A 26,023-nucleotide genomic window follows, 5' to 3' on the forward strand; every position below is an offset into this window, starting at 1 on the left:
GAGGCCACCGCTTCAGGTGAGAAGGGTCACTGCATCACGGCCATGGCGAGCGCCCGGCGAGCACGCAGCGAGGCGCGCTCGGCCCGGCGCTGCATCCGGCGGGCGGTCACCAGGCGCATGGCCCGGCGTTCCCGCTCGGCCTCGTGCAGCCGGTCGTGCATATGCGCACGAGCCAGGGCTTCTGGGATGAGTTGCATCTCGCGGGTCCTGTTCTGACGCGAGTCGTTCGCGCCGGTGGTGGTGACGTCTTGGGTCGCGGAGCCTGCGGGCTCGCTGGTGGACGGCTTCATCGGGGCCTGCTTCTTGGGGTCGTGCGTGAAGGGACGGTCGATCGTTCCTGCGATGGTGTTCATGCCATGACCGGGTTCTTGCGCGGGCGGCCGCGCGGCCGCTTCCGGGCGACGACGACACCCTGGACGAACAGCTCGCCACCCCAGACACCCCAGGGCTCGCGCCGCTCCTTGGCGCCGGCGAGGCAGGCCTCGACCAGCGGGCAGGTGCGGCAGAGGGACTTGGCGTACTCCACGTCCGCGGGCGACTCGGCGAAGAAGACCTCCGGGTCGTAGGAGCGGCACGGGACGGGCACGCCGAGGTTCTCGATGGCGTCGTCGAGCGCGGTGAGCGCCGTGAGCGGGGTCAAGGTGGAGTCCTCCGTGAGGCCGGGCGGGGAGATCGTTTCGGAAGGCGGTACGGACGGGGCGTGCGCTTCGAGTTGCACGGGTCGTCTTCCTCGTCTGGTCGTTCCGGCCCTGTTGGGCCGACTGGCGGCTTGGTACCGGGTTCTTTTCTTGTCCCGAGGCCCCTTCGCCCTGCCGCCCCCGGTCGGGGACAAACAGAAGGGCCGCGGATCCCGGGTGGGGTTCCGCGGCCCTGAAGGCGCCGGCCTGATCGACGATCAGGCTGGATCACTCCAGGGTTCTGGCCCACGGAAGGCCCACATCAGGTGGTGCTGCGTCGTCTGCTTCCGGGCTCCGGCACCGGTCGCCGTAAAGGCATAGGCCTTCGCCTGTGCCTCTACTGCCGCTTCCAGTGCCTCGGTCGGTCGCTCATTGCGGTCGCGGGCGACAAGGCCCACGGGGGCAACGGAGGAGGACGCCGGCAGATCGGCACGAATGCCGGACAGACCGGTGCCCAGGTTCGAGGCGGCGAGAATGCACGTGGAGACGTTCGAGCGATCGGTCAGTTTGGCGGTGCTGACGGAGCTGGTGTTGATGATGATCACTGGAATCGCCTCCTCTCGGCGTCTCGGGGGACCAGGACGAACCGGTCCGACGGATATGCAAGTACAGCACGGAACCGGGGCCTCGGAGAAGGCCTCTGTTCTCGTGCCTAAGAACCTATGGGGATTCCCGGGGCATGCGCAAACTATTTTTCCGACGAGTTCGGATCAGTCGTCCCCGTCCTCCGCCGCCAAGTCCTGACCTGCGCAGATGGCCAGGACATCGGTTCCGTAGCGGTTGAGCTTGCGGGTTCCGACGCCCGGGATCCGCGCGAGTTCGCCCGGTTCCTCGGGGGCGGTCTCGGCGATCGCGATCAGCGTCTTGTCCGTGAAGACGCAGAACGCGGGCTGCCCGGCCCGCCGGGCCTGGACCGCACGCCAGGACCGCAGCCGCTCGTAGAGCCCCTCGTCCATGTCGGAGGGACAGTCCTCGCAGCGCATCAGTTTCATCTCGCCGCCGTCGGTCAGGGTGCGCCCGCACATCCGGCAACGGGCCGGAGTGCGCTGGGTCCGTCGCGGCCCGACCGCCACGCCCGCGACCGCGCTCCCGCTCCCGAACCCACGCTCGACGCCCCCGGCACCGGCGCCGGTGCCGCGACCGGACGCGCTGCCCGAGCCGGGACGCAGTCCGTCGAGGAACCGGCTGGGCCGGCGGTTCGGACGACCGCCCGGCGAACGGCAGAGCGCCCAGGAGACGTGCAGGCGCTCACGGGCCCGGGTGACGCCGACGTAGAGCAGGCGGCGCTCCTCCTCGATCTGCTCGTCGGTACGTGCGTAGGTGATCGGCATCATGCCCTCGGCCACACCGACCAGGAAGACGACGTCCCACTCCAGGCCCTTCGCCGAGTGCAGGGAGGCGAGGGTGACGCCCTGGACCGTGGGGGCGTGCTGGGCGCCCGCGCGCTCGTCGAGTTCGGCGATCAGGTCGGCGAGGGTCGCGTCCGCCCGGGCGGCGGTGAAGTCCTGCGCCAGGTGCACCAGGGCGGCCAGCGACTCCCAGCGCTCCCGGACGGCACCGGAACCGGCCGGCGGCTGGGGCGTCCAGTTCTCGCCGGACAGGACCGCGCGCACCTGGGAGGGCAGGTCGACGACGTCCTCGAGAAGGGCGTCGTTGGCGCCGAAGCGGGCTGCGGCGCGCAGGGCGTTGATCGCCTTGCGCACCTCGGGGCGGTCGAAGAACCGCTCGGCGCCGCGCAACTGGTAGGGGATGCCGGCGTCGGCGAGGGCCTGCTCGTAGGTCTCGGACTGGGCGTTGGTCCGGAACAGGACGGCGATCTCGGCGGGCTGCACGCCGGCGGCCAGCAGCTCGCGGATGCGGCGGGCCGCGCCCTCGGCCTCGGCGGGCTCGTCGCCGTACTCGGTGTAGACGGGTTCGGGTCCCGGCGCGCGCTGGGAGACCAGTTCCAGGCGGTGGTCGGCGGCCCGGCCGCGGGCCTGGGACAGCAGACCGTTGGCGAGGTGGACCACCTGGGGCGTGGAGCGGTAGTCGCGGACCAGCTTGACGACGGTGGCCCCGGGGTGGCGGGTGCGGAAGTCGAGGAGGTGGTCCGGGGTGGCGCCGGTGAAGGAGTAGATCGTCTGGCTGGCGTCGCCGACCACGCACAGGGAGTCCCGGTCGCCGAGCCACAGCTCCAGCAGACGCTGCTGGAGGGGGCTGACGTCCTGGTACTCGTCGACCACGAAGTGCTGGTACTGGGCGCGGACCTGCTCGGCGATGTCCTGTCGGTCCTGGAGGACGGCGACGGTCAGCAGGAGCACGTCCTCGAAGTCGATGACGCCGCGCTCACGCTTGAGATCCTCGTAGGCCGCGTACAGCTGAGCGATCTCGGCGGGTGCGCGAGGGGTGTCGCGGCCGGCCTTCGCGGCGGCCGCCGCATAGTCGGCGGGAACGGTCTGGGTGACCTTGCACCACTCGATCTCCGCCGTGGTGTCCCGCAGCTCGCCCCGGTCGAGGCGGATGCGACAGGCGGCCGCCGCGTCGGCGACGAGCTGGACCTTGCGGTCGACGAGGCGGGGTAGGGAACCACCGATCGCTTTCGGCCAGAAATACTGCAGCTGACGCAGGGCGGCGGAGTGGAAGGTGCGGGCCTGGACGCCCTGGGCGCCGAGCTGGCGCAACCGCCCGCGCATCTCTCCGGCGGCCCGGTTGGTGAACGTGACGGCGAGGACGCTGGAGGGATGCAGGATGCCGGCGCGCACGCCGTAGGCGATGCGGTGGGTGATCGCCCGCGTCTTGCCGGTACCGGCTCCGGCCAGCACGCACACCGGCCCGTGCAGGGCGGTGGCCACCTCGCGCTGCTCGGGGTCGAGCCCTTCGAGCACCGCGTCGGCCGAGTCCGGTACCTGCGGGAAAAGGGTGGAGTGCGTTGCTGCTGTCACACAGCCATGCTGCCAGGTCGCCGGAGACACGTGAGCCGGTTGTCCACAGGCGGGCACCGATGGTCGTACCGATGCGGCGAGGGTCACCCTCCGTCGTCCGCACGGCGCGGGAATGGTGTGCCGTGCGCGGACGTTCTCCCCCTGCGACCACCTGTTACCCGGACCCGCCGAAGGAGCACGAGAGACATGCTGGGCACTGTGACGATGTACAGCACCACGTGGTGCGGTTACTGCCAGCGGCTGAAGAAGCAGCTGGACCGCGAGGGCATCGCGTACACCGAGATCAACATCGAGCAGGACCCGGAGTCCGCGGCGTTCGTGGAGAAGGCGAATGGCGGAAACCAGACGGTGCCCACGGTGCTGTTCGCCGACGGTTCGACGCTGACGAATCCCTCGCTGGCACAGGTCAAGCAGAAGATCGGCGCATAGCCTGCCGGACGCCCCGGCGGTGCGGCGGAGGCGAGAGCGAAGAACGAAGAGGGCGGTCCCTGGGTGTCAGGGGCCGCCCTTCCCGTGTCCGGTCTCACATGACGTTGCGGGTCGGCAGCGGCTTGCCGTACCAGAGTTCGATCAGGCGGGCCGCGATGGAGATGCCGTAGGGGGGCAGGACCTCGCCGGACTCGAAGGCCGCGCCGAGTTCGTCGCGGGAGAACCAGCGGGCCTCGTGGATCTCGTCACCGTCGACGTCGATGTCGGTGGAGGTGGCGCGCGCCATGAAGCCGAGCATCAGGCTGGACGGGAACGGCCAGGGCTGGCTGGCGACGTACTCGACCTGGCCGACGGCGACGCCGGCCTCCTCGAAGACCTCCCGGCGCACCGCCTGCTCGATGGACTCGCCGGGCTCGACGAAGCCGGCCAGCGTCGAGAAGCGGCCTTCCGGCCAGTGGACCTGGCGGCCGAGCAGGATGCGGTCGTCCTTGTCCGTGACCGCCATGATCACCGCCGGGTCGGTGCGCGGGTAGTGCTCGGCGCCGCAGGCGGGGCAGCGGCGGATGTGGCCGGCGGCGGCGATGACCGTGCGCTCGCCGCAGCGGGAGCAGAAGCGGTGGGTGCGCTGCCAGTTCTCCAGGCCGACCGCGTGCACCATGAGACCGGCGTCGCGCGGCGACAGCAGCAGTCCGGCCTCGCGCAGGCCCGCGGGGCGGGCGGACTGGTCGATGCGGCCGGGCAGCGCGTCCTTCTGGAGGGCGAAGTAGCTGACGCCGTCGGTGTCGGTGCCCAGGAAGTAGCGGTGGGCCTCGGTGAGCGGGGCCTCGAAGGAGGGCGTCATGACGAGTTCGGTCCGGCCGTCGGACGTCTCGTCGATGAGGACCTGACCGCCGGAGACGACGAAGCAGCGTGTCGTGGGGTGGCTCCACGCCGCCGCGAGCCAGGCCTCGTCGAGCCGGTGGTGGGCTGCGCGGTCGATGCCGCTCGGGGCGGTGAGTGAGATGGGTCGGTCGGCGTTCTGGTCGGTCCAGGTGGTCACAGGTGCTTCCAACTCCCCCGGTGGAACGGTTGTTTCGGCGGGCGGTTCAGCGGGTCGTGCGGCAGGGGGTGACCGGGCCGGGTGCGGTGTCGTCGTGCGGGGCGGCTTCTCCAGTGTGCGCCGCGCGCGGTGTCGCTCCGGACCGGGCGGGGACGTCAGGGCGCGTGGCGCCAGGTGTCGGCGAGGTCGCCCCAGAGGTAGGCGGTGGTCTCGACGCCCTTGAGGAGGAGGTCCAGTTCCACCTTCTCGTTCGGCGCGTGCCAGCCGTCGGAGGGGACGGAGACGCCCAGGAAGAGCACCGGGGCGCCGAGCACCTCCTGGAGGTCGGCGGCGGGGCCCGAACCTCCCTCGCGGGTGAAGCGGACGGACCCTTCGAAGGCGCGGCCCATGGCGCGCACGACGGACTGCAGGGCCGGGTGGTCCAGCGGGGTCAGGCACGGGCGCGTGGCGGGGCGGAACGTGATCTCGTGGCGGATGCCGACGGGCACCTGCTGGTCGGCCCAGGCCCGGACCGCCTTCTCCACGTGGTCGGGGTCCTGTCCCGCGACCAGCCGGAAGGACAGCTTCACGAAGGCGGAGGACGGGACGATCGTCTTGCTGCCGGGCCCCTGGTAGCCGCCGCCGATGCCGTTGACCTCGGCGGTGGGGCGGGCCCAGACGCGCTCCAGGGTGGTGTGCCCGGCCTCGCCGTGGGTGGCGTGCGACTTGGCGGTGCGCAGCCAGCGCTCCTCGTCGAAGGGCAGCTCGGCGAAGAGCTCGCGTTCGCGGTCGGTGAGTTCGACGATGCCGTCGTAGAAGCCGGGAACGGTCACGCGGGCGTGCTCGTCGTGCAGGGCGGCGACGAGGCGGGCGGCGGCGGTGGCCGGGTTGGGCACGGCGCCGCCGAAGGAGCCGGAGTGGATGTCCTGGTCGGGTCCGGTCAGGCGGATCTCGCACTCGGCGAGCCCGCGCATGCCCGTGCACACCGTCGGGGTGTCCTCGGACCACATGCCGGTGTCGGAGACGATCACGGCGTCGGCGGCGAGCCGCTGGGCGTGTTCCTCGACGAGGGCGCGGAAGTTCGGGGAACCGGACTCCTCCTCGCCCTCGATCAGCAGCTTGAGGTTGACGGCCGGGGCGGTCCGGCCGGTGGCGGCGAGGTGGGCGCGCACGCCCAGGGTGTGGAAGAAGACCTGACCCTTGTCGTCGGCCGCTCCACGCGCGTGGAGGCGGTTTCCGCGGACGACCGGCTCGAAGGGGTCGCTGTCCCAGCCGTCCTCGCGGGCGGCGGGCTGCACGTCGTGGTGGCCGTAGACCAGGACGGTGGGTGCCTGCGGGTCGACGGACGGCCACTCGGCGAAGACGGCGGGCGCGCCGGGCGTCCGCCAGACCTCGACGGTCGGGAAGCCGGTCTCCCCGAGCTTGGCGGCGAGCCAGTCGGCGCTGCGGCGTACGTCGGGCGCGTGGTCGGGCTGGGCCGAGACCGACGGGATGCGCAGCCACTCGGCGAGGTCGTCGAGGAATGCCGCACGGTGGCGCTCGATGTACGTGCGGACGGCGCTGTCCGGGGTCTGGCTCATGGTCACGAGCCTATCCGGCCGCGTCGGCCTCCCGGCCGGGCGCTTACACACGGTTTACTTTCGCGGCCGGTCCCCCGTGGTCGTCCGCCGGGGCCTCCTCCCCCGTCAACAGGCGCTCCAGCGCGGCCCGGTCCGGCAGATTCCCCGGCCGGACGACCTCGCCGGTGCGCACGTACACGAACGCCGCTGTGACCGATTCCACGGGCACGCCCTGCTGCTCGGCCCACGCGAGCCGGTAGACGGCGAGCTGGAGCGGGTCGCCGTCACGTCCCCGGCCGGTCTTCCAGTCGACGATCTCGTACGTCACGCCGTCGTCGTCGCCGACCTCGTAGACGGCGTCGATACGGCCCCGTACGACGCGGCCGGCGAGGGCGAGCTGGACGGGGACCTCGACACGGCAGGGGGTCCGGTGGGCGTACTCGGTGCGCTCGAAGGCGTCCTTGAGCGCTTCCAGGTCGCGTTCGTCGGCGATCTCCGCGTCCTGGCCGGGCAGCTCCTCCGGTTCCAGGAAGGGCAGGGGCAGCTCCTCGAAGCGGGCCTCCACCCACGCGTGGAACCTCGTGCCCCGGCGCGCGGCCGGCTGGGGCGGGCTCGGCATGGGGCGTGCGAGTTCCTGGGCGAGGCCGTCGGGGTCGGCGGCCAGGCGCAGCACCTGCGACGCGGTCAGTGTCACCGGCAGGGGTACGTCCGTGACGCTCTGCCGGGCCCGCAGCAGCTCGCCGGTGAGCGCGTCCAGGTCGCGGTCCCAGGAGGCGACCGTGCGGGCTTCCTCGGGCGTGAGGCGGGCCGGGCGCCGCTCGGGGGACGACGCCTGGTGCGGGACGACGGGGCGGGTGGTGGCCCGCTCGCCGCCGCGGGCCGGGGGCCGGGGGTGGCCGGGGGCGGCCTCCGCGAAGGGGTCCGGTTCGTCGTAGAAGTCCGGCTCGTCGTACGGGTCCGGTTCGCCGTAGGGGTCCGGGTCGTCGTACGGGGCCGGGTCGTCGTACGGGTCCGGGTCGTCCTCGGTCGGTGGTGGGGGCCAGTCGGGGTCGTCGTGGAGCTCAGGGTCGGGTACGGCCGTGGGTGCGTCCGTCCCGGCCGCGGCGAGGTTCTCCAGGTGGGTGAGGACGGTCCCGGCGGCGGCGCGGCGGCGGGCCAGCGCGGCGTCGTCCAGGGGCAGCGGCCAGACCTGGTCGGCGGACGCCCAATGGAGGACGGGGTTCTCCTCGTCCTCCCCGGGTTCGTCGGCCCAGACCTCGATCTCGCCGTGACCGGCGGCGCAGTGGTCGTGCAGGGCGTGGAGGAAGGCGGAGGGGCCGCGGGGCTTCTTCTGGGTGGGGCCCCACCAGTGGCCCGAGCCGAGGAGCAGGGAGCGGGGACGGGTGAAGGTGACGTAGCCGAGGCGCAGTTCCTCGGTGTGCTGGTGGTCCTTCATGGCCTCGTGGAAGGCCTTCATGCCGCGGGAGTCCCAGTCCTCGACGTCGGGCAGCGTGTCGGCGTCGCCGCGCAGCCCGTGCGGCAGCACCTTGGCCTGGGCGGTCCACTTCTCGCGGCCCTGGCCGCTGGGGAAGGTCCCGGTGACCAGTCCGGGTACGGCGACCACGTCCCACTCCAGGCCCTTGGACCTGTGCGCGGTGAGGACCTTGACGGTGTTCTCCCCGCCGGGCAGGGCGTTGTCCAGCCCCTTCTCGTACTGGGCGGCGGTGCGCAGGAAGCCGAGGAAGGCGAGCAGGCTCGCCTCGCTCTCCGCGGCCGCGAAGGAGGCGGCGACGTCGAGGAAGTTCGACAGGGTCTCGCGACGGCGGGCGGCCAGGGCGTGCGGGGACGCGGACAGTTCGACCTCGAGGCCGGTGACGGCGAGAACGCGGTGCAGGACGTCCATCAGCGGATCGGCCAGGGAGCGGCGCAGGTCGCGCAGTTCCGCCGCGAGCCGGGCGAAGCGCACGCGCGCGTCCGGCGAGAAGGGCAGCCCGTCGTCGGTTCCCTCCAGGGGTGTCTCCAGGAAGGTGTCCAGGGCGTCCGTGAGGGATGTCACCTCGGAAGGGTCGACCCCCTCGACGGCCTCGGCGAGACGCCGGTCCGGATCGTCGCCGTCGCCCCCGCGCGTGCGGGACACGAGCAGCCGCGCGCGTCGCCCCAGCAGGGCGAGGTCGCGGGGGCCGATGCGCCAGCGCGGGCCGGTGAGCAGACGGACCAGGGCGGCGTTGGCGCCGGGGTCCTGGAGGACCTCGCAGACGGCGACGAGATCGGCGACCTCGGGCAGGTGCAGCAGACCCGAGAGGCCCACCACCTCGACGGGTACGTCACGGGCGACCAGGGCGCCCTGGATCTCGGCGAAGTCGGTGGCCGTACGGCACAGGACGGCGATCTCGCCGGGCGCCTTGCCGGTGTTCACCAGGTGCGCGACGGAGTCGGCGATCCAGTCGATCTCCTCGGCGTGGGTGGTCAGGAGCGCGCAGCGGACCGTCCCGTCGCGCTCGGCGCCGGGGGCGGGGCGCAGTGCCTCCACGCCCGCGTGCATGGCGCGCAGCGGTTCGGCCAGGCCGTTGGCGAGGTCGAGGAGGCGGCCGCCGCTGCGGCGGTTCTCGCTGAGCGCCTGCCGGGTCGCGGGGCTGCCGTCGGCGAGGGCGAAGTGCTCGGGGAAGTCGTCGAGGTTGGCGACGGACGCGCCGCGCCAGCCGTAGATGGCCTGGCAGGGGTCGCCGACGGCGGTGACGGGGTGGCCGGTTCCGTCGCCGAAGAGGCCGGCCAGGAGGGTGCGCTGGGCCACGGAGGTGTCCTGGTACTCGTCCAGGAGCACCACGCGGAACTCGTCGCGCAGGGCGCGGCCCACCTCGGGGATCCGGGCGAGCCGGGCGGAGAGGGCGATCTGGTCGCCGAAGTCGAGCAGGTCGCGCTCGCGCTTGGCGGCCCGGTAGCGCAGCACCAGCTCGGCGAGCTCGCGCCGGGCGGCGGCGGTCTCGGGCACTTTGCGCAGATCGGCGTTGCTGAGCCTGGTGCCCTCCAGGGTGCGCAGCAGAGCGGCGTCCCACGCGAGCAGGTCCTGCGGGCGGACCAGGTGCTCGGACAGCTCGGAGTCGAGGGCGAGCAGGTCGCCGACCAGGTCGGCGAAGGAACGGGTGAGTGCCGGGTAGGGGCCGGGCGCCTCGCGCAGCACGCGCGCGGCGAGTTGGTAGCGGGTGGCGTCGGCGAGCAGCCGGGACGTCGGTTCCAGGCCGATGCGCAGGCCGTGGTCGGTCAGCAGACGGCCCGCGAAGGAGTGGTAGGTGGAGATCACCGGTTCGCCCGGCGGGTTGTCCGGGTCGATGACGTCGGGGTCGGTGACGCCGGCCCTGACCAGGGCCTTGCGGACGCGCTCGGCGAGTTCGCCGGCGGCCTTGTTGGTGAAGGTCAGGCCGAGGACCTGCTCGGGGGCGACCTGGCCGGTGCCCACCAGCCACAGCACGCGCGCGGCCATCACCGTCGTCTTGCCCGACCCGGCTCCGGCCACGATCACCTGCGGGGCGGGCGGTGCGGTGATGCAGGCCGTCTGCTCCGGGGTGAAGGGGATCCCGAGGAGCTCCTTGAGCTGCTCGGGATCGGTGATGCGGGCGGGCATGGGGAGAGGCTAACGGCGGCCGCCGACAGTCGATGACAAAACGCCTGCCGCGGCACGGAAAGCGCAGGCCAGGGCGGTCGGTGCCGTCCGTCACACCGGACCGCCCACATCCCGCCGCACGGCTCGCACCCCGTCGCGCGCCGCCCCGCTCGCCCCTGCTGCCCCGCTCACACCCCGTCGCGCGCCGCACCGGCCGTTTCCGCGCCGTGGCCCACCGGCGGGCTCACTCCACCACGTGGCGTCCCTCGGGCCGGGCGCTGCACGAGGCACGGAAGGCGCAGTGCGTGCAGTGCTGGCCGGCGGTGGGCGTGAACCGTTCATCGAGGACCTTGCCGGCCGCCGTGGCCAGCAGATCACCGACCCACTCGCCTTCGAGCGGCTCCTGCGCCTGGACCTTGGGCAGGGTCTCACCGCCGTCCCGCTTGGCGGCGCCCTGGCGCAACTGCACCAGTTCGGCGCCGCCCGGCTCAGGGCGGGCACCGTCGAAGACCTCGTCGACGGCGCCTTCGCGCACGGCGAGCTGGTACACGGCGAGCTGTGGATGCCGCTCCACCTCGCGCGCGGTGGGCGCCTGCTTGCCGGTCTTGAAGTCGACGACGTAGGCGCGGCCGTCGCCGTCGGCCTCGACGCGGTCCATCTGGCCGCGGATGCGGACCTCGTACTCGCCGGCCTCCAGGGTGACGTCGAAGTCGTGCTCGCTGGCGACGGGCGTGCGGCCGGCGCGGTCCATGACGTGCCACTTCAGGAACCGTTCGAGCGCCATGCGCGCGTGCTCCTTCTCCTGCGCCGACTTCCAGGGCGCGTCGAAGGCGAGCGCGTTCCACACGGAGTCGAGGCGCTCGGTGAGAACGGCGAGGTCGGCCGGGGTGTGCCCGGAGGCGACCTCGTCGGCGAGGACGTGCACCACGTTGCCGAAGCCCTGGGCGACCGTGGCGGGGGCGTCGGCCTTCACCTCGCGGCCCAGGAACCACTGGAGGGCGCAGGTGTTGGCGAGCTGGTCGAGGGCGCTGCCGGAGAGCACGACGGGCCGGTCGCGGTCGCGCAGCGGCACCTTGCTCTCGGTCGGCTCGAACATGCCCCACCAGCGGTAGGGGTGCGCCGACGGCACCAGGGGCCGGCCGTCCTCGTCGGTCAGGGCGGCCAGTCGGGCGAGACGGCGGGCCGCGGCCTCCCTGAGCGGCTCCGAGACGCGCGGGTCGACCGTGGTGGCACGCAGTTCCGCGACCAGCGCGGCAACCGACAGGGGGCGGCGCGGGCGGCCGGTGACGTCCTTGGGCTCGACGCCGAGTTCGGTGAGGAAGCGGGAGGGCTGGTCGCCGTCGTCCGCGGGCGCCTTGACCGCCGTGACGACGAGCCGGTCACGCGCGCGCGTGGCGGCCACGTAGAACAGGCGGCGCTCCTCCGCGAGCACGGCGCCCGGCGTGAGGGGCTCGGCGAGTCCGTCGCGGCCGATGCGGTCGGCCTCCAGCAGGGAGCCGCGGCGGCGCAGGTCGGGCCACAGCCCCTCCTGCACGCCCGCGACGACGACCAGGCTCCACTCCAGCCCCTTGGCACGGTGCGCGGTCATCAGACGTACGGCGTCGGGACGCACGGCGCGCCGGGTGAGGGTGTCGGCGGCGATGTCCTCGGCCTCGATCTCGGCCAGGAAGTTCAGCGCGCCGCGTCCTCCGGTGCGCTCCTCCGCGCGCGCGGCGGTGGCGAACAGCGCGCACACGGCGTCCAGGTCGCGGTCGGCGTTGCGGCCGGCCGCGCCGCCGCGGCGGGCGGACCGCTCCAGGCGCGCGGGCCAGGGCGTGCCCTCCCACAGGTCCCAGAGCGCCTCCTCGGCCGTGCCGCCGCCCGCCAGGCGCTCCCGGGCCTTCCTCAGCAGCGCGCCCAGCCGCTGGGCCCCGCGCGCGTACACGGGGTCGTGAACCGCTAGGCGCTCCGGTTCGGCGAGGGCGCGCGTGAGCAGTTCGTCCGACGGCGGCGGCAGAGGGTCGCCGGCGGCCCGCTCCTCGTCCCGCAGGGCACGTCCGAGGCGGCGCAGGTCGGCGGCGTCCATGCCCGCGAGGGGCGAGGTGAGCAGGGTGAGGGCGGTTTCGGTGTCGAGCCAGGAGGCGTCGGGTGCGGCTCGCCCGGTGTCGGCGGTGTCAGTGCCGGTATCGGTACCCGCGTCGGGGCCGGTGCCGTCAGTCTCGGGTGCGTCCATATCGGGTGCCTCGGTGCCCTGTGCCTCGGCGTGCGCCTCACCGTCGGTGTCGGCGTGAAGGGCCTCACCGTCCACGGGGCCGCCGCCCCGCCCCGAGCCGTCGCCCTCCCGCGAGCCGTCCTCTCCCGGGCCGTCGGGCCGCACCGTGCCCGAGGCCGCCTCCGCCGTGGCCACCGCGCGCAGCGCCGTCAGCAGGGGGGCCACGGCGGGCTCGTGGCGCAGGGGCAGGTCGTCGCCGTCGATGTCGAGGGGGACGCCCGCGGCCGTCAGGGCGCGGCGGACCGTGGGAATCGTACGGGAACCGGCCCGCACCAGGACGGCCATCTCACCCCAGGGCACGCCGTCCTCCAGGTGCGCCCGGCGCAGGATGTCGGCGATGTTGTCGAGCTCGGTGCCGGACGTCGGGTACGTGTAGGCCTCGACACGACCGCCCTCGCGCACGGGGGCGAGGTCCCGGTGGGCTCGGACCTTCTCCGCCGGGAGGCGGGTCAGGGGCATGCGCTGGGTCACGAGCCGGGTGGCGGCCAGCACCGCGGCCGCGGAACGGCGGGAGGTGCGCAGGACCTCCACGGGGGCCGGACGCCCGTCGAGGCGCGGGAAGGCGCCCGGGAACTCCAGGATGCCGTTCACGTCGGCGCCCCGGAAGGCGTAGATCGACTGGTCCGGGTCCCCGAAGGCGACCAGGGTGCGGCCACCGCCCGCGAGGGCGTGCAGCAGCCGTACCTGGGCGGGGTCGGTGTCCTGGTACTCGTCGACGTAGACGGCGTCGTACTGCGCGGCGAGCCGCCGGGCGATCTCGGGGCGGTGGGCCAGCAGGACGGCGCGGTGGACGAGTTCCGCGTAGTCGATCACGCGGTGCAGGTCGAGGACGTCGAGGTACTCGGCGAGGAAGGAGGCCGCGGCGCGCCAGTCGGGGCGGCCTGCGCGGCCGGCGAAGGCGTCCAGGGCGTCGGGGCCGAGGCCCAGTTCGCGGCTGCGGGCGAGCACCGCCCGGACCTCGTCGGCGAATCCGCGCGTGGTGAGGCAGGCGCGGAGGTCGTCGGGCCAGCGCACGTGCGCGAGGCCCTGCCGCTGGAGTTCGATCTGGCCGCCGAGCAGCTCACGGACGGCCACGTCCTGTTCGGGGCCGGAGAGCAGCCGCAGCGGTTCGGCGAACAGGTCGCCGTCCTGTTCGGCGCGGACCAGGGCGTAGCAGTACGAGTGGAAGGTGGTGGCGCGGGGCGCCCGGGCGGCGCCCATGCGCAGCGCCATCCGGTCGCGCAGTTCGACGGCCGCCTTGCGGCTGAAGGTCAGCACGAGGACGCGCGCGGGGTCGCCGCCGCGCGCCACGCGGGCCGCGACCGACTCGACGAGCGTGGTGGTCTTCCCGGTGCCCGGCCCCGCGAGGACCAGCAGCGGACCGGTGGTGTGGTCAACCACGGAGCGTTGCGCGGCGTCCAGACGAGGGGGGACCACCCGCACCGGCCGGGTCCGGACCAGCCGGTACGCGCCACGGCTCCCCTGCCGCCCCTGGGGGTGCGGCAGGCGCCTGGTGGAGGAAGAGGAGCTCACGTGGTTCGCCGGTCCTGGTGGGTGTGCAGATCGTCGCGTCCGGCGCGGGGCGCCGTCGCAAGGGGTTCGTGGTGGGACGGGTGCCGTCCGAGGCGGGCGGGGGTCCCGGGATGAGGGCGACGCGTGCGGCCGACGCTACGCCGACGGGCGGCTCGGAAGGACGACTTCCCCTTCCTCCCTTCCTTTCCTCGGGACCCGTGCGCCCCGCGGGCCACCCGGGTCCCTCGCCTCTCGAACGTACGCCATGTCACGGGCGTGCCCCGTTTCCCCCGTACGGGCCACAACCTCCCCTCGGGCGGGGTCGATGGCGGAAGCTGTCAGATGTGACCCTCCGCACGCTCGCCGCCGTCCCACCTCGCCCGTCTCATGTCCAGGCGCGGCAGGTGCCCCTCGGCGGCCCGGCTCGCCTCCTTCAGGGGCGTGCCCTCCGCGCGGTACCGGTCGAGGGCCCGCAGTTCGTGGCCCGGCAGCAGTACTCCGTCGGCGCGCACGACACGCCACCAGGGGACGGCCCCGCCGTAGAGGGCCATCACCCGGCCCACCTGCCGCGGACCGCCCTCCTCGAGCCACTCGGCCACGTCGCCGTAGGTCATGACCCGCCCGCGCGGGATCAGCTCCGCGACCTCGAGGACGCGCTCGGCGTACTCCGGCAGGGCGTCGTCGGCATGGTCCGGCGGCGTGTCGCCGCGGTACGCCGGGCGGGCGGCGTCCGGAAGGCTCTGCTCGCTCATCCGCCCCATCCTGCACCACCCCACCGACAGCGCGACGGGTGCGCGCCTCCGTGTGACCCTCGCCCCACGGCAGCCCTTCGGGCAGACTGTGCGCCCCGCCTTCGCACCCTGATGCCCCTGTGCGTCGGTGCGGCATGCCACCATCGTGCGGGCGGTGACCGGTGATACGAGACCAAGAAGAGACGATGAAGCAGCAGGGTGTGCATCCTGAGGACGCGGAGGGCACCTCCGACGCTGCGTCGCGCCCGGACACCGCCGGTCCGGCGGGAGAGGACGAGGACCTGGTCGAGGTGACGCACATCGACGAGGTCGAGGGGGACGAACCACTCCTTCCCGCGCGTGTGCACCGTCCCTCCGACCTCATGCGGCTGCTGGTCGGCGTACTGGCCGTCGTGGTCCTGCTGGGCATCGCCGCCTTCGCGCACGGGACGACCTCGGGCCTGGAGCAGGACATCAACAAGGGCACCGGACAGGCGCCCGACCTCCTCATCAAGATCGCGGGACTGGCGTCCAGCATCGCTATCCTGCTGGTGCCCGTGGCGTTCGCGATCGAGCGGCTCATCAAACGGGACGGGCTGCGGATCGCCGACGGCGTGCTCGCGGCGGTCCTCGCCCACGGAGTGACGCTCGCCACCGACCTGTGGGTGGCCAAGGCCGCCCCCGGCTCGATCCAGGAGGCGCTCACCCAGCCCTCCCCGGGCGACGTCCACGCCCTGACCGATCCCGTCCACGGCTACCTGGCGCCCGTGATCGCCTACATGACGGCCGTCGGCATGTCGCGGCGCCCCCGCTGGCGCGCGGTGCTGTGGATCGTGCTGCTGCTCGACGCGTTCTCGATGCTCGTCACCGGCTACACGACACCGTTCTCGATCATCCTGACGGTGCTGATCGGCTGGACCGTCGCGTACGGCACGCTGTACGCGGTCGGCTCGCCCAACGTCCGGCCCACGGGGCGGACGCTGATGGCGGGTCTGCGGCACGTCGGCTTCCGCCCGGTGAGCGCCGCGCGCCAGGAGGTTTCGGAGAACCCGGAGACCGGCGACCGCGGCCGGCGCTACTTCGTCACGCTGGAGGACGGCCCGCCGCTGGACGTCACCGTGGTCGACCGCGAGCAGCAGGCGCAGGGCTTCTTCTACCGCGCGTGGCGCAATCTGACCCTGCGCGGCTTCGCCACCCGCAGCAGCCTCCAGTCGCTGCGCCAGGCGCTGGAACAGGAGGCGCTGCTGGCCTACGCGGCGATCGCGGCCGGAGCCAACGCGCCGAAGCTGATCGCGACGTCCGAGCTGGGCCCCGACGCCGTCATGCTCGTCTACGAGCACACCGGGGGCCGCACCCTGGACTCGCTGGCCGACGAGGAGATCACTGACGAGCTGCTGCACGACACCTGGCACCAGGTGCGCGCCCTGCAGTCCCGTCGTATCGCGCATCGCAGGCTCGTCGGCGACGCGATCCTGGTGGATCGTTCCGGCACGGTGATCCTCACCGACATGCGGGTCGGCGAGATCGCGGCCGGCGATCTGCTGCTGCGCATGGACACCTCTCAGCTGCTGGTGACGCTCGGCCTGCGGGTGGGAGCCGAGCGCGCGGTGGCCTCCGCGGTGAGCGTGCTCGGTCCCGACGCCGTCGCCGACTGTCTGCCGATGCTCCAGCCCATCGCGCTGAGCCGCTCCACGCGCGCGACGCTGCGCAGACTCGCCCGGGAGCGGGCGCAGCGCGAGCGGGACGCCGTCCTGGAAGCCTCCCGGCAGGCCAAGCAGGCCCGCCAGGAGGCGGCCGGACACGAGGCCGGGCCACCCGCGGACAAGGTCGAGAAGAAGGCCGTGCGCGCGGAGACACGGGCCGAGAAGCGGGCCATCGACGAGGCGCTGGAGGAAGCCCGCGAGGAGGATCTGCTCACCCAGATCCGGCACGAGGTGCTGCGCATCCGTCCCCAGGCGCCGGTGGAGCCCGCCCGGCTCGAGCGGGTGCGGCCGCGCACGCTGATCAGTTTCATCGCCGGCGCGATCGGCGCGTACTTCCTGCTGACACAGCTCACCCACATCGAGTTCGGGCCGCTCATCGCCAACGCCGAGTGGGGCTGGGTCGCCGCGGCCGTGCTGTTCTCGGCGGCGAGCTACGTGGCGGCCGCGATGAGCCTGCTGGGTTTCGTGCCGGAGCGGGTGCCGTTCCCGCGTACGGTGGCCGCGCAGGTGGCCGGGTCCTTCGTGAAGATCGTCGCACCGGCCGCGGTCGGCGGGGTCGCCCTCAACACGCGGTTCCTCCAGCGCGCGGGGGTGCGGCCGGGGCTCGCGGTGGCGAGCGTCGGCGCCTCCCAGCTGTTCGGGCTGGGCTGCCACATCCTGATGCTGCTGTCGTTCGGCTACCTGACGGGCACCGAGAAGACGCCGTCGCTGTCACCGTCCCGGACCGTCATCGCGGGCCTGCTGACGGTGGCGGTGCTGGTGCTCGTGGTGACCTCGGTGCCGTTCCTGCGGAAATTCGTCGTCACGCGGGTGAGGTCGCTGTTCGCGGGGGTCGTGCCGCGCATGCTGGACGTGCTCCAGCGGCCGCAGAAGCTGGTCACCGGCATCGGCGGCATGCTGCTGCTGACGGCCTGTTTCGTGATGTGCCTGGACGCGTCGATCCGCGCCTTCGGCGACGAGACGACCTCGATCAGCATCGCCAGCGTCGCCGTCGTCTTCCTCGCCGGCAACGCGCTCGGTTCCGCAGCCCCGACGCCGGGCGGTGTCGGCGCGGTGGAGGCGACCCTGACGGTCGGTCTGATCGCCGTCGGCCTGCCCAAGGAGGTCGCCGCCCCCGCGGTGCTGCTGTTCCGGCTGCTGACGCTGTGGCTGCCGGTGCTGCCCGGCTGGCTGGCCTTCACCCAGCTCACCCGCAAGGGCGCCCTCTGAGGTCCTTCGTTCGGATCAGGCTGGGTCGGGGGGCCGGGTCCGGTGCCGTGCATCACGAGGCGGAGGCGGGCACCACGACGCCCGAACGGTCTGCTCCCGACTCCCTGAGATTCGAAAAACTCGCAGGTCAAACGGTTTTCCACAGGCTCCGACGAGTGCGCGGCGGTCCGCCTACCATGGCCTGACAGCCGTCCGCCGCAGGTGCGGACGGTTCCGCGAGGGGGGAAACGCACATGGCGCGATTCGTACGGTGGACGGCGCTGGGGGCCGCCGCCGCGCTGCTGATGACGGGCTGCGGCGGCTCGTCGGACGACGGGGGCGACGACAAGGGCGGTACGGCCGATGCGCGCCCGTCGGCCCCCTCCCCCGGCGCCGCGGACACGGCGGCGCCCCTGCCCGCCTCGCTGACCGGGCAGAAGCCCGACTGGGGCCGCTGCGGGGCCACCGCCGACTCCCCGGCGCCGGGGAGCGAGTGGTGGTGCGCGAAGCTGAAGGTGCCGCTGGACTGGTCGAAGCCGGAGGGGGAGACGATCGATCTCGCGCTGATCCGCGCCGGTTCCCGCGCCACCGGGGGCAAGCGCATCGGCTCCCTGTTGTTCGACTTCGGCGGCCCGGGCGCCTCCGGGGTGTCGACGATGCCGGCGTACGGCTCCACGGTCTCCTCCCTCCGCGAGCGCTACGACCTGGTGAGCTGGGACCCGCGCGGGGTGGGCGCCAGCGAGGGCGTGCGCTGTCGCAGCGACAGGAGGATCCAGGCCGCCGAGTCGGTCGACTCCACCCCGGACACCGCGACCGAGGAGAAGGACTACCTCCGTGACGCCGTCGACTTCGGCAAGGGCTGCCAGAAGGACGCCGGAGCGCTGATGGCGCACGTCTCGACCACCGACACCGCGCGCGACATGGATCTGATGCGCCAGGTGCTCGGCGACGACAAACTGCACTACTTCGGCATCTCCTACGGCACCGAGCTCGGCGGCGTCTACGCCCACCTGTTCCCGAAGAACGTGGGGCGGGTGGTCCTCGACGCGGTCGTCGACCCCCGTGCCGACGCCGTGGGGCACGCGAAGAACCAGGCGAAGGGGTTCCAGCTGGCGCTCGACAACTACCTGAAGTCGACCGGTCAGAACCCCGCCCGGGGCAGCCGCAGGATCGCCGACCTGCTGAAGCGGATCGACGCCGACCCGCTGCCGACGTCCTCCGGACGGAAGCTGACCCAGACGCTCGCGGTCACCGGCATCGTCCTGCCGCTCTACAGCAAGCAGGGATGGCCGACCCTGACCAGTGCCCTGGAGGCGGCGCAGGAAGGCGACGGCTCCGAACTGCTCACCCTGGCCGACGCCTACAACGAGCGGGACGGCGAGGGGAAGTACGGCACGACGACCCACTCGCAGCGGGTCATATCGTGCCTGGACGACAAGCAGCGGCCGACGGTGGAGGAGACGAAGAAGCTGCTGCCGGAGTTCGAGAGGATCTCCCCCGTGTTCGGTGCGTTCCTCGGCTGGGACACGGCCGGCTGGTGCCACGACTGGCCGGTGGCCGGACAGTTCGACAGCCCGGAGGTGAGCGCGGCCGGGGCGGCGCCCGTCCTGCTGGTCGGCAACACCGGCGACCCGGCGACGCCCTACGAGGGCGCGCGGCGGATGGCGGACGAACTGGGCGAGGGTGTCGGTGTGCTGCTCACCTGGAAGGGCGAGGGCCACGGGGCGTACGGCAGCGGGAGCGACTGCGTCGACTCGACGGTGGACGACTACCTGCTCGAGGGCACCGTGCCGAAGGACGGCAAGGTCTGCTCATGACGACGGCGGGGGCCGCGGGCACTCGTGGTGCGCGCGGCCCCCGCCGCTCGGGCAGGCAGGCCGGCTCAGTAGACCGGCTTGCTCGGCTCGATCTGGTTGACCCAGCCGATCACACCGCCGCCGACGTGGACGGCGTCCGCGAAGCCCGCGGACTTCAGCACCGCGAGGACTTCCGCACTGCGGACACCCGTCTTGCAGTGCAAGACGATCTTCCGGTCCTGGGGCAGGCCCTCGAGGGCGGTGCCGAGCAGGAACTCGTTCTTCGGGATCAGCTTGGCACCCGGGATGGAGACGATCTCGAACTCGTTCGGCTCGCGGACGTCGATGATCTCGATGCTCTCGCCCTCGTCGATCCACTCCTTGAGCTGCTTGGGAGTGATCGTCGCACCGGCCGCCGCCTGCTGGGCCTCCTCCGACACGACGCCGCAGAAGGCCTCGTAGTCGATGAGCTCCGTGACGGTCGGGTTCTCGCCGCAGACCGCGCAGTCGGGGTCCTTGCGGACCTTGACCTGGCGGTACTGCATCTCCAGGGCGTCGTAGATCATCAGACGGCCGACCAGCGGCTCACCGGTGCCGGTGAGGAGCTTGATCGCTTCGGTGACCTGGATGGATCCGATGGACGCGCAGAGCACGCCCAGCACGCCGCCCTCGGCGCAGGAGGGAACCATGCCGGGGGGCGGGGGCTCCGGGTAGAGGCAGCGGTAGCAGGGACCGTGCTCCGACCAGAAGACGGACGCCTGACCGTCGAAGCGGTAGATCGAGCCCCACACGTACGGCTTGTTCAGCAGCACGGCGGCGTCGTTGACCAGGTAGCGGGTGGCGAAGTTGTCCGTGCCGTCCACGATCAGGTCGTACTGGCTGAAGATGTCCAGCACGTTGTCGGCCTCGAGCCGCTCCTCGTGCAGGATCACGTTCACGTACGGGTTGATGCCCAGGACGGAGTCGCGCGCGGACTCGGCCTTGGAGCGGCCGATGTCGGCCTGGCTGTGGATGATCTGGCGCTGGAGGTTCGACTCGTCGACCTCGTCGAACTCCACGATGCCGAGCGTGCCCACGCCCGCCGCGGCCAGGTACATCAGCGCCGGCGAGCCCAGGCCGCCGGCGCCGACACACAGCACCTTGGCGTTCTTCAGCCGCTTCTGCCCGTCCATCCCGACGTCGGGGATGATCAGGTGGCGGGAGTACCTGCGGACCTCGTCTACGGTGAGCTCGGCAGCCGGCTCGACCAGGGGTGGCAGCGACACGGGGACTCCGTTGGTCGGTCAATCACTACGGTTGTTCTCCCCGTAACACTGCCACGGCCTTCTTCATTCCGAGACACCCGTTCCGATCCGCGAGACGATTTCGTCCCAGTAGCCGGGCATGGCCTCCCACGGGTCGAACGCGCCGTCGTGGTCGTGGCGGTCGGTGACCCAGATCGTGGCCGCTCCCTGCCAGCGGGCGATCCGCAGCGCCTCGTCGAGGTGGCCGCGGGGCACGCCGTGCACGAAGTGACAGAACCGCTCGGGCGGGTGGTCGGCGGTCCACCCGGCCGCCTGCGACCAGCGGTAGTCGCTCCAGGGCCCGGAGAACGTGACGAGCTGATCGGCGTTCTCCGCGTACCCGGGATGCGGATGGACGCCGTGGCCGAGGACGATGTGAGGCGCGTCACCGAGCGAGCGCAGGGTGCCGACGGTGCGGCGGATCTGCGGGAGTTCGGCGCGTTCGGTCGGGCAGCGGTCCAGGAGGAAGCCGTCGACCCGGTACCAGTCGAGGTGGCGGCGGGCGTCGGAGACCACTTCGGCGAGGGCGCGGGCGCCGTGGACGGCGTCGAGTCGGCCGAGGACGCGGACGCCCGCGTTGCGGAGCCGGCCCGCGGCCTCCAGGCAGTGCGGGTCGGGGCGGACGCCGGGTCCGTCGGCGACGTCGAGGACGACCCAGTGCAAGGGCCTGCCGGGACGGGCGAGTTCGCCCCACTCGGCCGGCGCGACGAGGGGGTGCGCGAAGCCGGGGACACCCAAGCCGGTGCGGACGTCGGTGCTCGCGGCGCCCGCTCGGGTACCGGTCAGATACGACATGCCGCCTCCATCCAGATGTCGGCGAGGGACTCCTCGAGGTTGATCCGCGGCCGCCAGCCCAGCCGGTCGCGGGCGGTGCGGACGTCGGCCTGCTGCCAGTTGCCGCACCCGTCGGGGTACGACCACGCGACCGGAGCCGCGTGGTCGGAGTCGGGACGGGGGTGGCCGACGGCCGTCCTGAGGTGGCCGCCGGGCGGTCCGTCGAGTTCGTGGAGTGCGCCGCCGTATCCGGCGACGCGGGCGAGGACGGCGGCGGCGTCCCGGAGGCGGACGGCGCGGCCGGAGCCGATGTTGATCACGCCCTGGGCGGCGGACAGCGCGGCGGCGTGCACGGCGCGGGCGACGTCGCGGACGTCGATGAAGTCGCGCTGGGCGCCGAGACCACCGAGTTTCAGCTCGCCGTCGCCGGACTGCATGGCGCGGCGCATCGCCTCGGCGAGCCGGCCCAGCGGGGAGCCGGCCGGGGTGCCGGGCCCGGCCGGGGAGAACACCCGCAGCACGACCGCGTCCAGACCGGAGCCCAGGACGAGTTCGGTGGCGGCGAGCTTGCTGACGCCGTACGGGCCGCCGGGGCGCGGCACGGCGTCCTCGGCGGTCGAGGACCCGGGCTGGCTGGGGCCGTATTCGGCGCCGCATCCGATGTGGACGAGACGGGCGCCGCAGCCGCTGCGGCGCAGCGCCTCGCAGACGGTGGCGACGGCGACGGTGTTGTGCCGGGTGAGTTCCCGGGCTCCGCCTCGGGTGGCGCCGGCGCAGTTGACGACGACCTGGGGGTGGACCGCGTCGAGGAAACGGGTGAGGGCGCCGGGGCTGCCGCTCGCGAGGTCGAAGCGGACGTCGGCGTCGTCGCCGCGGCCGAGCGCGGTGAGCTGGACGGCCGGGTCGGCGAGCAGACGGTCGGCGACGAAGCGGCCGACGTAACCGTTGGCTCCGGTCAGCAGGACCCTCATCGCGCGGCTCCCCGGGTGTGCGTCACGACTGCTGCGGTGATCGCGCGGGCTCCTGCGACCGCGGGTGTCCCGGTGGCTCCGGTCGCTCCGGATCGGGAGGTGGTCATCTGGTCTCTCCTTATGGGGGTTGCATGGGTGGAGGAGCGCGTGCGTCGTGCGGTCCGTGCACGGTGGGGGTGGCGCGGCGCGCGGTGGTCGCGGGCGGGCGGACGGCTCCGGGTCAGCACGGTCGGCCCGATGACACGTGGGCCGAGGCCCTGGTGAGGGTGCGCATCGCGTGGATCAGCAGGGCGAGGGCGGCTGCCCCGCAGGCGAGGACGGGGACCGCGGCGGGGCCCCGGGCGGCCACGAGGGTGTCGACGGGCACGGCCAGGAAGCCGCAGCCGGGCAGCCGGCCCGCGAAGAGCAGGGCCGGGGCGATCGCCTCGGCCGTCCCGGCCGCCCTGAGGGCGACCACCGGGGCGCGGGTGAAGCCGTGGACGGTGAGGAGCCGGGAGAGGAGGAGCAGGGCGCCCAGGGTGAGGGTGCCCGCGTGGGCGGCGGGTTCACCGAGGACGGCCGCGCAGACGCCGGTGAGGACCGCGAGGGCGCACAGGAACAGGACGAGGACGCCGAGCAGCGGCGGCCGTACGGCGGCGGCGAACTCGTCGAGACCCCGGCTGCCGGCGAGTCCGTGCCGGACGCGTACGGCGAGGAGGTGCGCGCACCACGCGGCGGGCACGCAGGCCAGGGCGAGGGTCAGGAGCGGGGCCGTGGCGAGCGGCCAGGGCCCGTCGGCCGTTCCGGTGGGCAGGGCGTCGGGGCCGCCGTCGGCCGCGGCACGCAACAGGCCGTCGCCGAGGGCCGCGTAGGCGAGGAGCCACCCGGTCCAGCCGCCGGTGCGGTGCCGGCCTGCGTGCCTGCCTCCGCGCGGGATCGACGGGCCCCGGCCACCGCTGCGGCTCAAGGGGCCCCGGCGGAGGGCGGCCCGCAGGGCGAGGGCCACCGCCAGGACACCCGCGGTGACCACGAGGAGGCGGGTCCGACCGTCGGTGAGACGAAGGCCGGCGAGGGTCGCGGCGCCCAGGACTCCGGGCGCGAGGGCGAGCAGCGCCCAGTCCGGGCGGGCCCGTGGCGTCGGCGCGGGCTCCGGACACGGGTGCGAAGGCGTGTCGCCGTCCCTGGGGACGCGGGCGTACATCTCCTCCGCGAGGGAGAAGACGTCCCGGTGGCGGAACCGCGCGGCGGTGCGGTCGGTGACACCGTGGGCCTCGAGCCCCGCCGCGATCTCCAAGGGATCGACCGCCCGTTCGCACAGGTCCCGGTGGCGGTGCATCAGCGCTTTCACCGGGTCCGCGGCTCCGTCTCGCCCAGGGCCTCTCGTTGGGATCAGGCCGGGCTCGCAGGCCCCGGGGCCGGCGTGCGCCGCGGTGACCGGTGCGGGACGCCCGGGCCGCGCGGCCCCCACCGGCCCACCGGGGCCGGACGACTGCCCGTCGGGGCCGGACGGCAGCTCGCCGAGGCCCGCAACGGTGTCCTCGTGCACCCGCCACTCCTCGGACCGTTCGTCCCGGGCACCGGCGGGTTCGGGTGTCGCGGGGCGGTCGAGTTCGTCCAGGCCGCTCATCGGGCCCCCTCGGTCGTGGCGGCGGGAGAGGTGACGCGGGGCGCGGACGGGCCGGGCGGTGGGACGGAACCACGTGCCGCCACCGTGCCGGGCGCCGTGCCCGCCGCCGGCGTCTCCGCCGCCCAGCCGGGCGGGTTCCGGGGAGCGGTCCGTCCGCCGGAGCCGGTCCACCGGCCGGGCAGCCAGGCCTCGGCCGGGGCCGCGAAGGGCCGGGGTTCCCCGGCCGCGTCGAGGACGACGCGGCGGACCGGACTGCGGGAGACGATCTCCAGGTAGACACCGTGGAACGCCGCGGCGTTCTGCTCGACGGTGAACAGTTCGAGGGCACGGGCCCGCGCGGCCGCGCCCAGGCGTGCGCGGCGGCCGGGGTCGCGCAGCAGGGCCGTGCACGCCTCCGCGAGCGCCCTCGGGTTGCGCGGCGGGACGACGAGTCCGGTGCCCCCGATGACCTCGACCACCGCGCCGACGTCCGTGGACACGGTCGCGCGCCCGCAGAACATCGCCTCGACGAGACCGACCGGGAACCCCTCGACGACGCTGGACAGGACCACGACGGCACCCGTCGCGTACGCCTCGGCGAGTCCGGGGGCCTCCGGGCCGCCGATCTCCTCGAAGGACACCGGGTTGTCGCCGACGGCGTGCGGTCCGGCGGCCTCGTCGGGGAAGAGCTGCGCGGCGAGCACCCGGCAGTGGCCGAGGTAGGCCTCGCCCTCCGCGCCGGCCGCGCTGCCGAAGATCCGCAGCCGGGTCCCGGGTTCCTCCCGGTGGATCTCGGCGAAGGCGTGCAGCAGGGACACCAGGTCCTTGGCCGGTTCCACTCTGCCGACCCAGACCAGCGTGCGCGGGTCGGCGGCGTCCGGGGACTCACCGACCTCGGCGAAGCGGGAGGCGTCCATGCCCGGGGGGACCGTGCGGAGCCTGGCGCGGTCGGCGCCGCAGCGCTCCTGCCAGCGGCGGGCGTGCGCGTTGCCGGGCGTGACGCACGCCGCCTGTCGGTACGCCTCGGCGGCGAGCCGTCCGTGGAAGGTTGCGAGCAGGGACCGTACGGCCGGGGCGTACGGCGCCGGGGCAGCGTCCGGGGCGGGGCCGGAGCCGGGCTCGACGGCACCGCCCGTACCCACGCTCACTCCCGCACCCGCACCCAGGTAGTGCGTCCGCAACCGGACCCCGTACTCCGTCACCAGCAGCGGCACGCCGAAGAAGTGACGGGCGAGCAGGCCCACGAGCGCCGCCGCGCCCCCGGAAGCCGCATGGCAGAGGTCGACCGAGCCGAGCCCGTCGTCGCCGGCGTCCTCGTACCAGTCGAGCGAGAGGGGGCGCAGGGCGCGTTCGAGGTGCGCGGCGACGGCGAGGAGATCGGGGACGCGCGCCGCGCGCGCCGCGCCGAGCGTGCCGGGCGCACGACAGGCGCGCTCCAGGGCACGTACGGCGTGCTCCGAGCGGAGCGCGCCCACCAGGCCGCCCTCGTCGCGGGCGAGGTCCGCGAGCCCGTACAGCGCGTTGCCGAAACGGTCCGCCTGCGGTCCGGCACGGTACGCCTCCGCGTCGGCGGGGGCTCCCTCGCACAGGACGGACACCAAGGCGCCGTAGTGCTCGGTGAAACGCCGGCGCGCACGCCGCCCGTGCACCACCCCGTCGTCCTCGGCGGTCCACAGCGGCGCGGTGCGCACGCGGGTGACCTGTGACGGCAGCGCGACCCGGCCCGCGACCTCCTGACGCTCGCTGCGGCTGAGCGCGTAGACGTCGAACTCGTGCTGCCCGAGCCCGCGCACGAGCCGGTCGCACCAGAGCCCCGCATCACCGCTCACATACGGATACCCACCCTCCGTAAGCAGTCCGATGCGCACGCGCGCACCCCCGATCTCCCTTTTGGGGAGCCGCCGTTGACCCGGCGGCTCGCAGCGGGACGAACGTATGCGGACAAGGTGGTGGGGGGGGGGGGGGGGGGGGGGGGGGCCCCCCCCACCCCGGGCGTTAATATAAAACCGCGGCGGGGGCGGGGGGGGCGACAAGGCCAAAAAAAACAGAAAAAAAAACACGACGCCCCG

Annotated in this window: 17 protein-coding genes; 3 read left to right on the forward strand and 14 right to left on the reverse strand. The window is 73.6% G+C overall.

The window, feature by feature from the left end; all coding sequences use genetic code 11:
• Positions 1–26: 26 nt before the first annotated feature.
• The 4 genes from ACZ5FU_RS02515 to ACZ5FU_RS02530 all read right to left on the reverse strand — a co-directional run bounded on the left by ACZ5FU_RS02515 (position 27) and on the right by ACZ5FU_RS02530 (position 3,598).
• Positions 27–353, reverse strand: coding sequence for a hypothetical protein (locus tag ACZ5FU_RS02515; protein ID WP_451525459.1), 327 nt, complete (start codon positions 351–353; stop codon positions 27–29).
• Complete coding sequence (locus tag ACZ5FU_RS02520; protein ID WP_451525458.1) at positions 350–718, reverse strand: WhiB family transcriptional regulator; 369 nt, start codon at positions 716–718, stop codon at positions 350–352. The genes ACZ5FU_RS02515 and ACZ5FU_RS02520 overlap by 4 nt, the downstream gene beginning before the upstream one ends.
• A gap of 177 nt (positions 719–895) precedes the next feature.
• Positions 896–1,222: a hypothetical protein gene (locus ACZ5FU_RS02525; protein WP_451525457.1), complete on the reverse strand. Its 327-nt coding sequence runs from the start codon at positions 1,220–1,222 to the stop codon at positions 896–898.
• Between the two features lie 165 nt (positions 1,223–1,387).
• Positions 1,388–3,598: an ATP-dependent DNA helicase UvrD2 gene (locus ACZ5FU_RS02530; RefSeq protein WP_451525456.1), complete on the reverse strand. Its 2,211-nt coding sequence runs from the start codon at positions 3,596–3,598 to the stop codon at positions 1,388–1,390.
• Between the two features lie 186 nt (positions 3,599–3,784).
• On the opposite strand from ACZ5FU_RS02530, the gene ACZ5FU_RS02535 reads away from it, so the two are divergent.
• Positions 3,785–4,027, forward strand: coding sequence for a mycoredoxin (locus ACZ5FU_RS02535; protein WP_382784432.1), 243 nt, complete (start codon positions 3,785–3,787; stop codon positions 4,025–4,027).
• 94 nt (positions 4,028–4,121) lie between these two features.
• On the opposite strand, the gene nudC is transcribed toward ACZ5FU_RS02535, so the two are convergent.
• From nudC to ACZ5FU_RS02560, 5 genes are all read right to left on the reverse strand, one after another.
• Positions 4,122–5,066, reverse strand: a complete 945-nt coding sequence (nudC, locus tag ACZ5FU_RS02540; RefSeq protein WP_451525455.1) for an NAD(+) diphosphatase — start codon at positions 5,064–5,066, stop codon at positions 4,122–4,124.
• 155 nt (positions 5,067–5,221) lie between these two features.
• Positions 5,222–6,625 (reverse strand): dipeptidase, encoded by a 1,404-nt coding sequence (locus ACZ5FU_RS02545; RefSeq protein ID WP_469044268.1) that lies wholly within the window; start codon positions 6,623–6,625, stop codon positions 5,222–5,224.
• Positions 6,626–6,668: 43 nt separating this feature from the next.
• On the reverse strand, positions 6,669–10,202 hold the full coding sequence (locus ACZ5FU_RS02550) for a UvrD-helicase domain-containing protein (RefSeq protein WP_469044270.1): 3,534 nt from the start codon (positions 10,200–10,202) through the stop codon (positions 6,669–6,671).
• Positions 10,203–10,425: 223 nt separating this feature from the next.
• Positions 10,426–13,944 carry an ATP-dependent helicase gene (locus tag ACZ5FU_RS02555; protein WP_451525452.1) on the reverse strand — a complete coding sequence of 1,173 codons (3,519 nt, stop codon included), beginning with the start codon at positions 13,942–13,944 and terminating at the stop codon, positions 10,426–10,428.
• Between the two features lie 317 nt (positions 13,945–14,261).
• Positions 14,262–14,675 (reverse strand): MGMT family protein, encoded by a 414-nt coding sequence (locus ACZ5FU_RS02560; protein WP_451525451.1) that lies wholly within the window; start codon positions 14,673–14,675, stop codon positions 14,262–14,264.
• 185 nt (positions 14,676–14,860) lie between these two features.
• Between ACZ5FU_RS02560 and ACZ5FU_RS02565 the strand changes: the two genes are divergently transcribed.
• A complete protein-coding gene (locus ACZ5FU_RS02565; RefSeq protein ID WP_451525450.1) occupies positions 14,861–17,566 on the forward strand; it encodes a lysylphosphatidylglycerol synthase domain-containing protein in 2,706 nt (901 codons plus the stop codon).
• Between the two features lie 233 nt (positions 17,567–17,799).
• Positions 17,800–19,362: an alpha/beta hydrolase gene (locus ACZ5FU_RS02570; protein ID WP_469044273.1), complete on the forward strand. Its 1,563-nt coding sequence runs from the start codon at positions 17,800–17,802 to the stop codon at positions 19,360–19,362.
• Between the two features lie 65 nt (positions 19,363–19,427).
• On the opposite strand, the gene moeZ is transcribed toward ACZ5FU_RS02570, so the two are convergent.
• The 5 genes from moeZ to ACZ5FU_RS02595 form a co-directional block, all read right to left on the reverse strand.
• A complete protein-coding gene (gene moeZ, locus ACZ5FU_RS02575) occupies positions 19,428–20,606 on the reverse strand; it encodes an adenylyltransferase/sulfurtransferase MoeZ (RefSeq protein ID WP_451525448.1) in 1,179 nt (392 codons plus the stop codon).
• A gap of 63 nt (positions 20,607–20,669) precedes the next feature.
• Positions 20,670–21,419 (reverse strand): spherulation-specific family 4 protein, encoded by a 750-nt coding sequence (locus ACZ5FU_RS02580; RefSeq protein WP_451525447.1) that lies wholly within the window; start codon positions 21,417–21,419, stop codon positions 20,670–20,672.
• Complete coding sequence (locus tag ACZ5FU_RS02585) at positions 21,407–22,369, reverse strand: NAD-dependent epimerase/dehydratase family protein (protein ID WP_451525446.1); 963 nt, start codon at positions 22,367–22,369, stop codon at positions 21,407–21,409. The genes ACZ5FU_RS02580 and ACZ5FU_RS02585 overlap by 13 nt, the downstream gene beginning before the upstream one ends.
• Positions 22,370–22,589: 220 nt before the next feature.
• A complete protein-coding gene (locus ACZ5FU_RS02590) occupies positions 22,590–23,696 on the reverse strand; it encodes a hypothetical protein (RefSeq protein ID WP_469044275.1) in 1,107 nt (368 codons plus the stop codon).
• A 275-nt stretch (positions 23,697–23,971) separates the two neighbouring features.
• On the reverse strand, positions 23,972–25,822 hold the full coding sequence (locus ACZ5FU_RS02595; protein ID WP_469044276.1) for a DUF3492 domain-containing protein: 1,851 nt from the start codon (positions 25,820–25,822) through the stop codon (positions 23,972–23,974).
• Between the last annotated feature and the right edge of the window lie 201 nt (positions 25,823–26,023).

It is taken from the genome of Streptomyces sp. NPDC031554 (assembly GCF_055580685.1).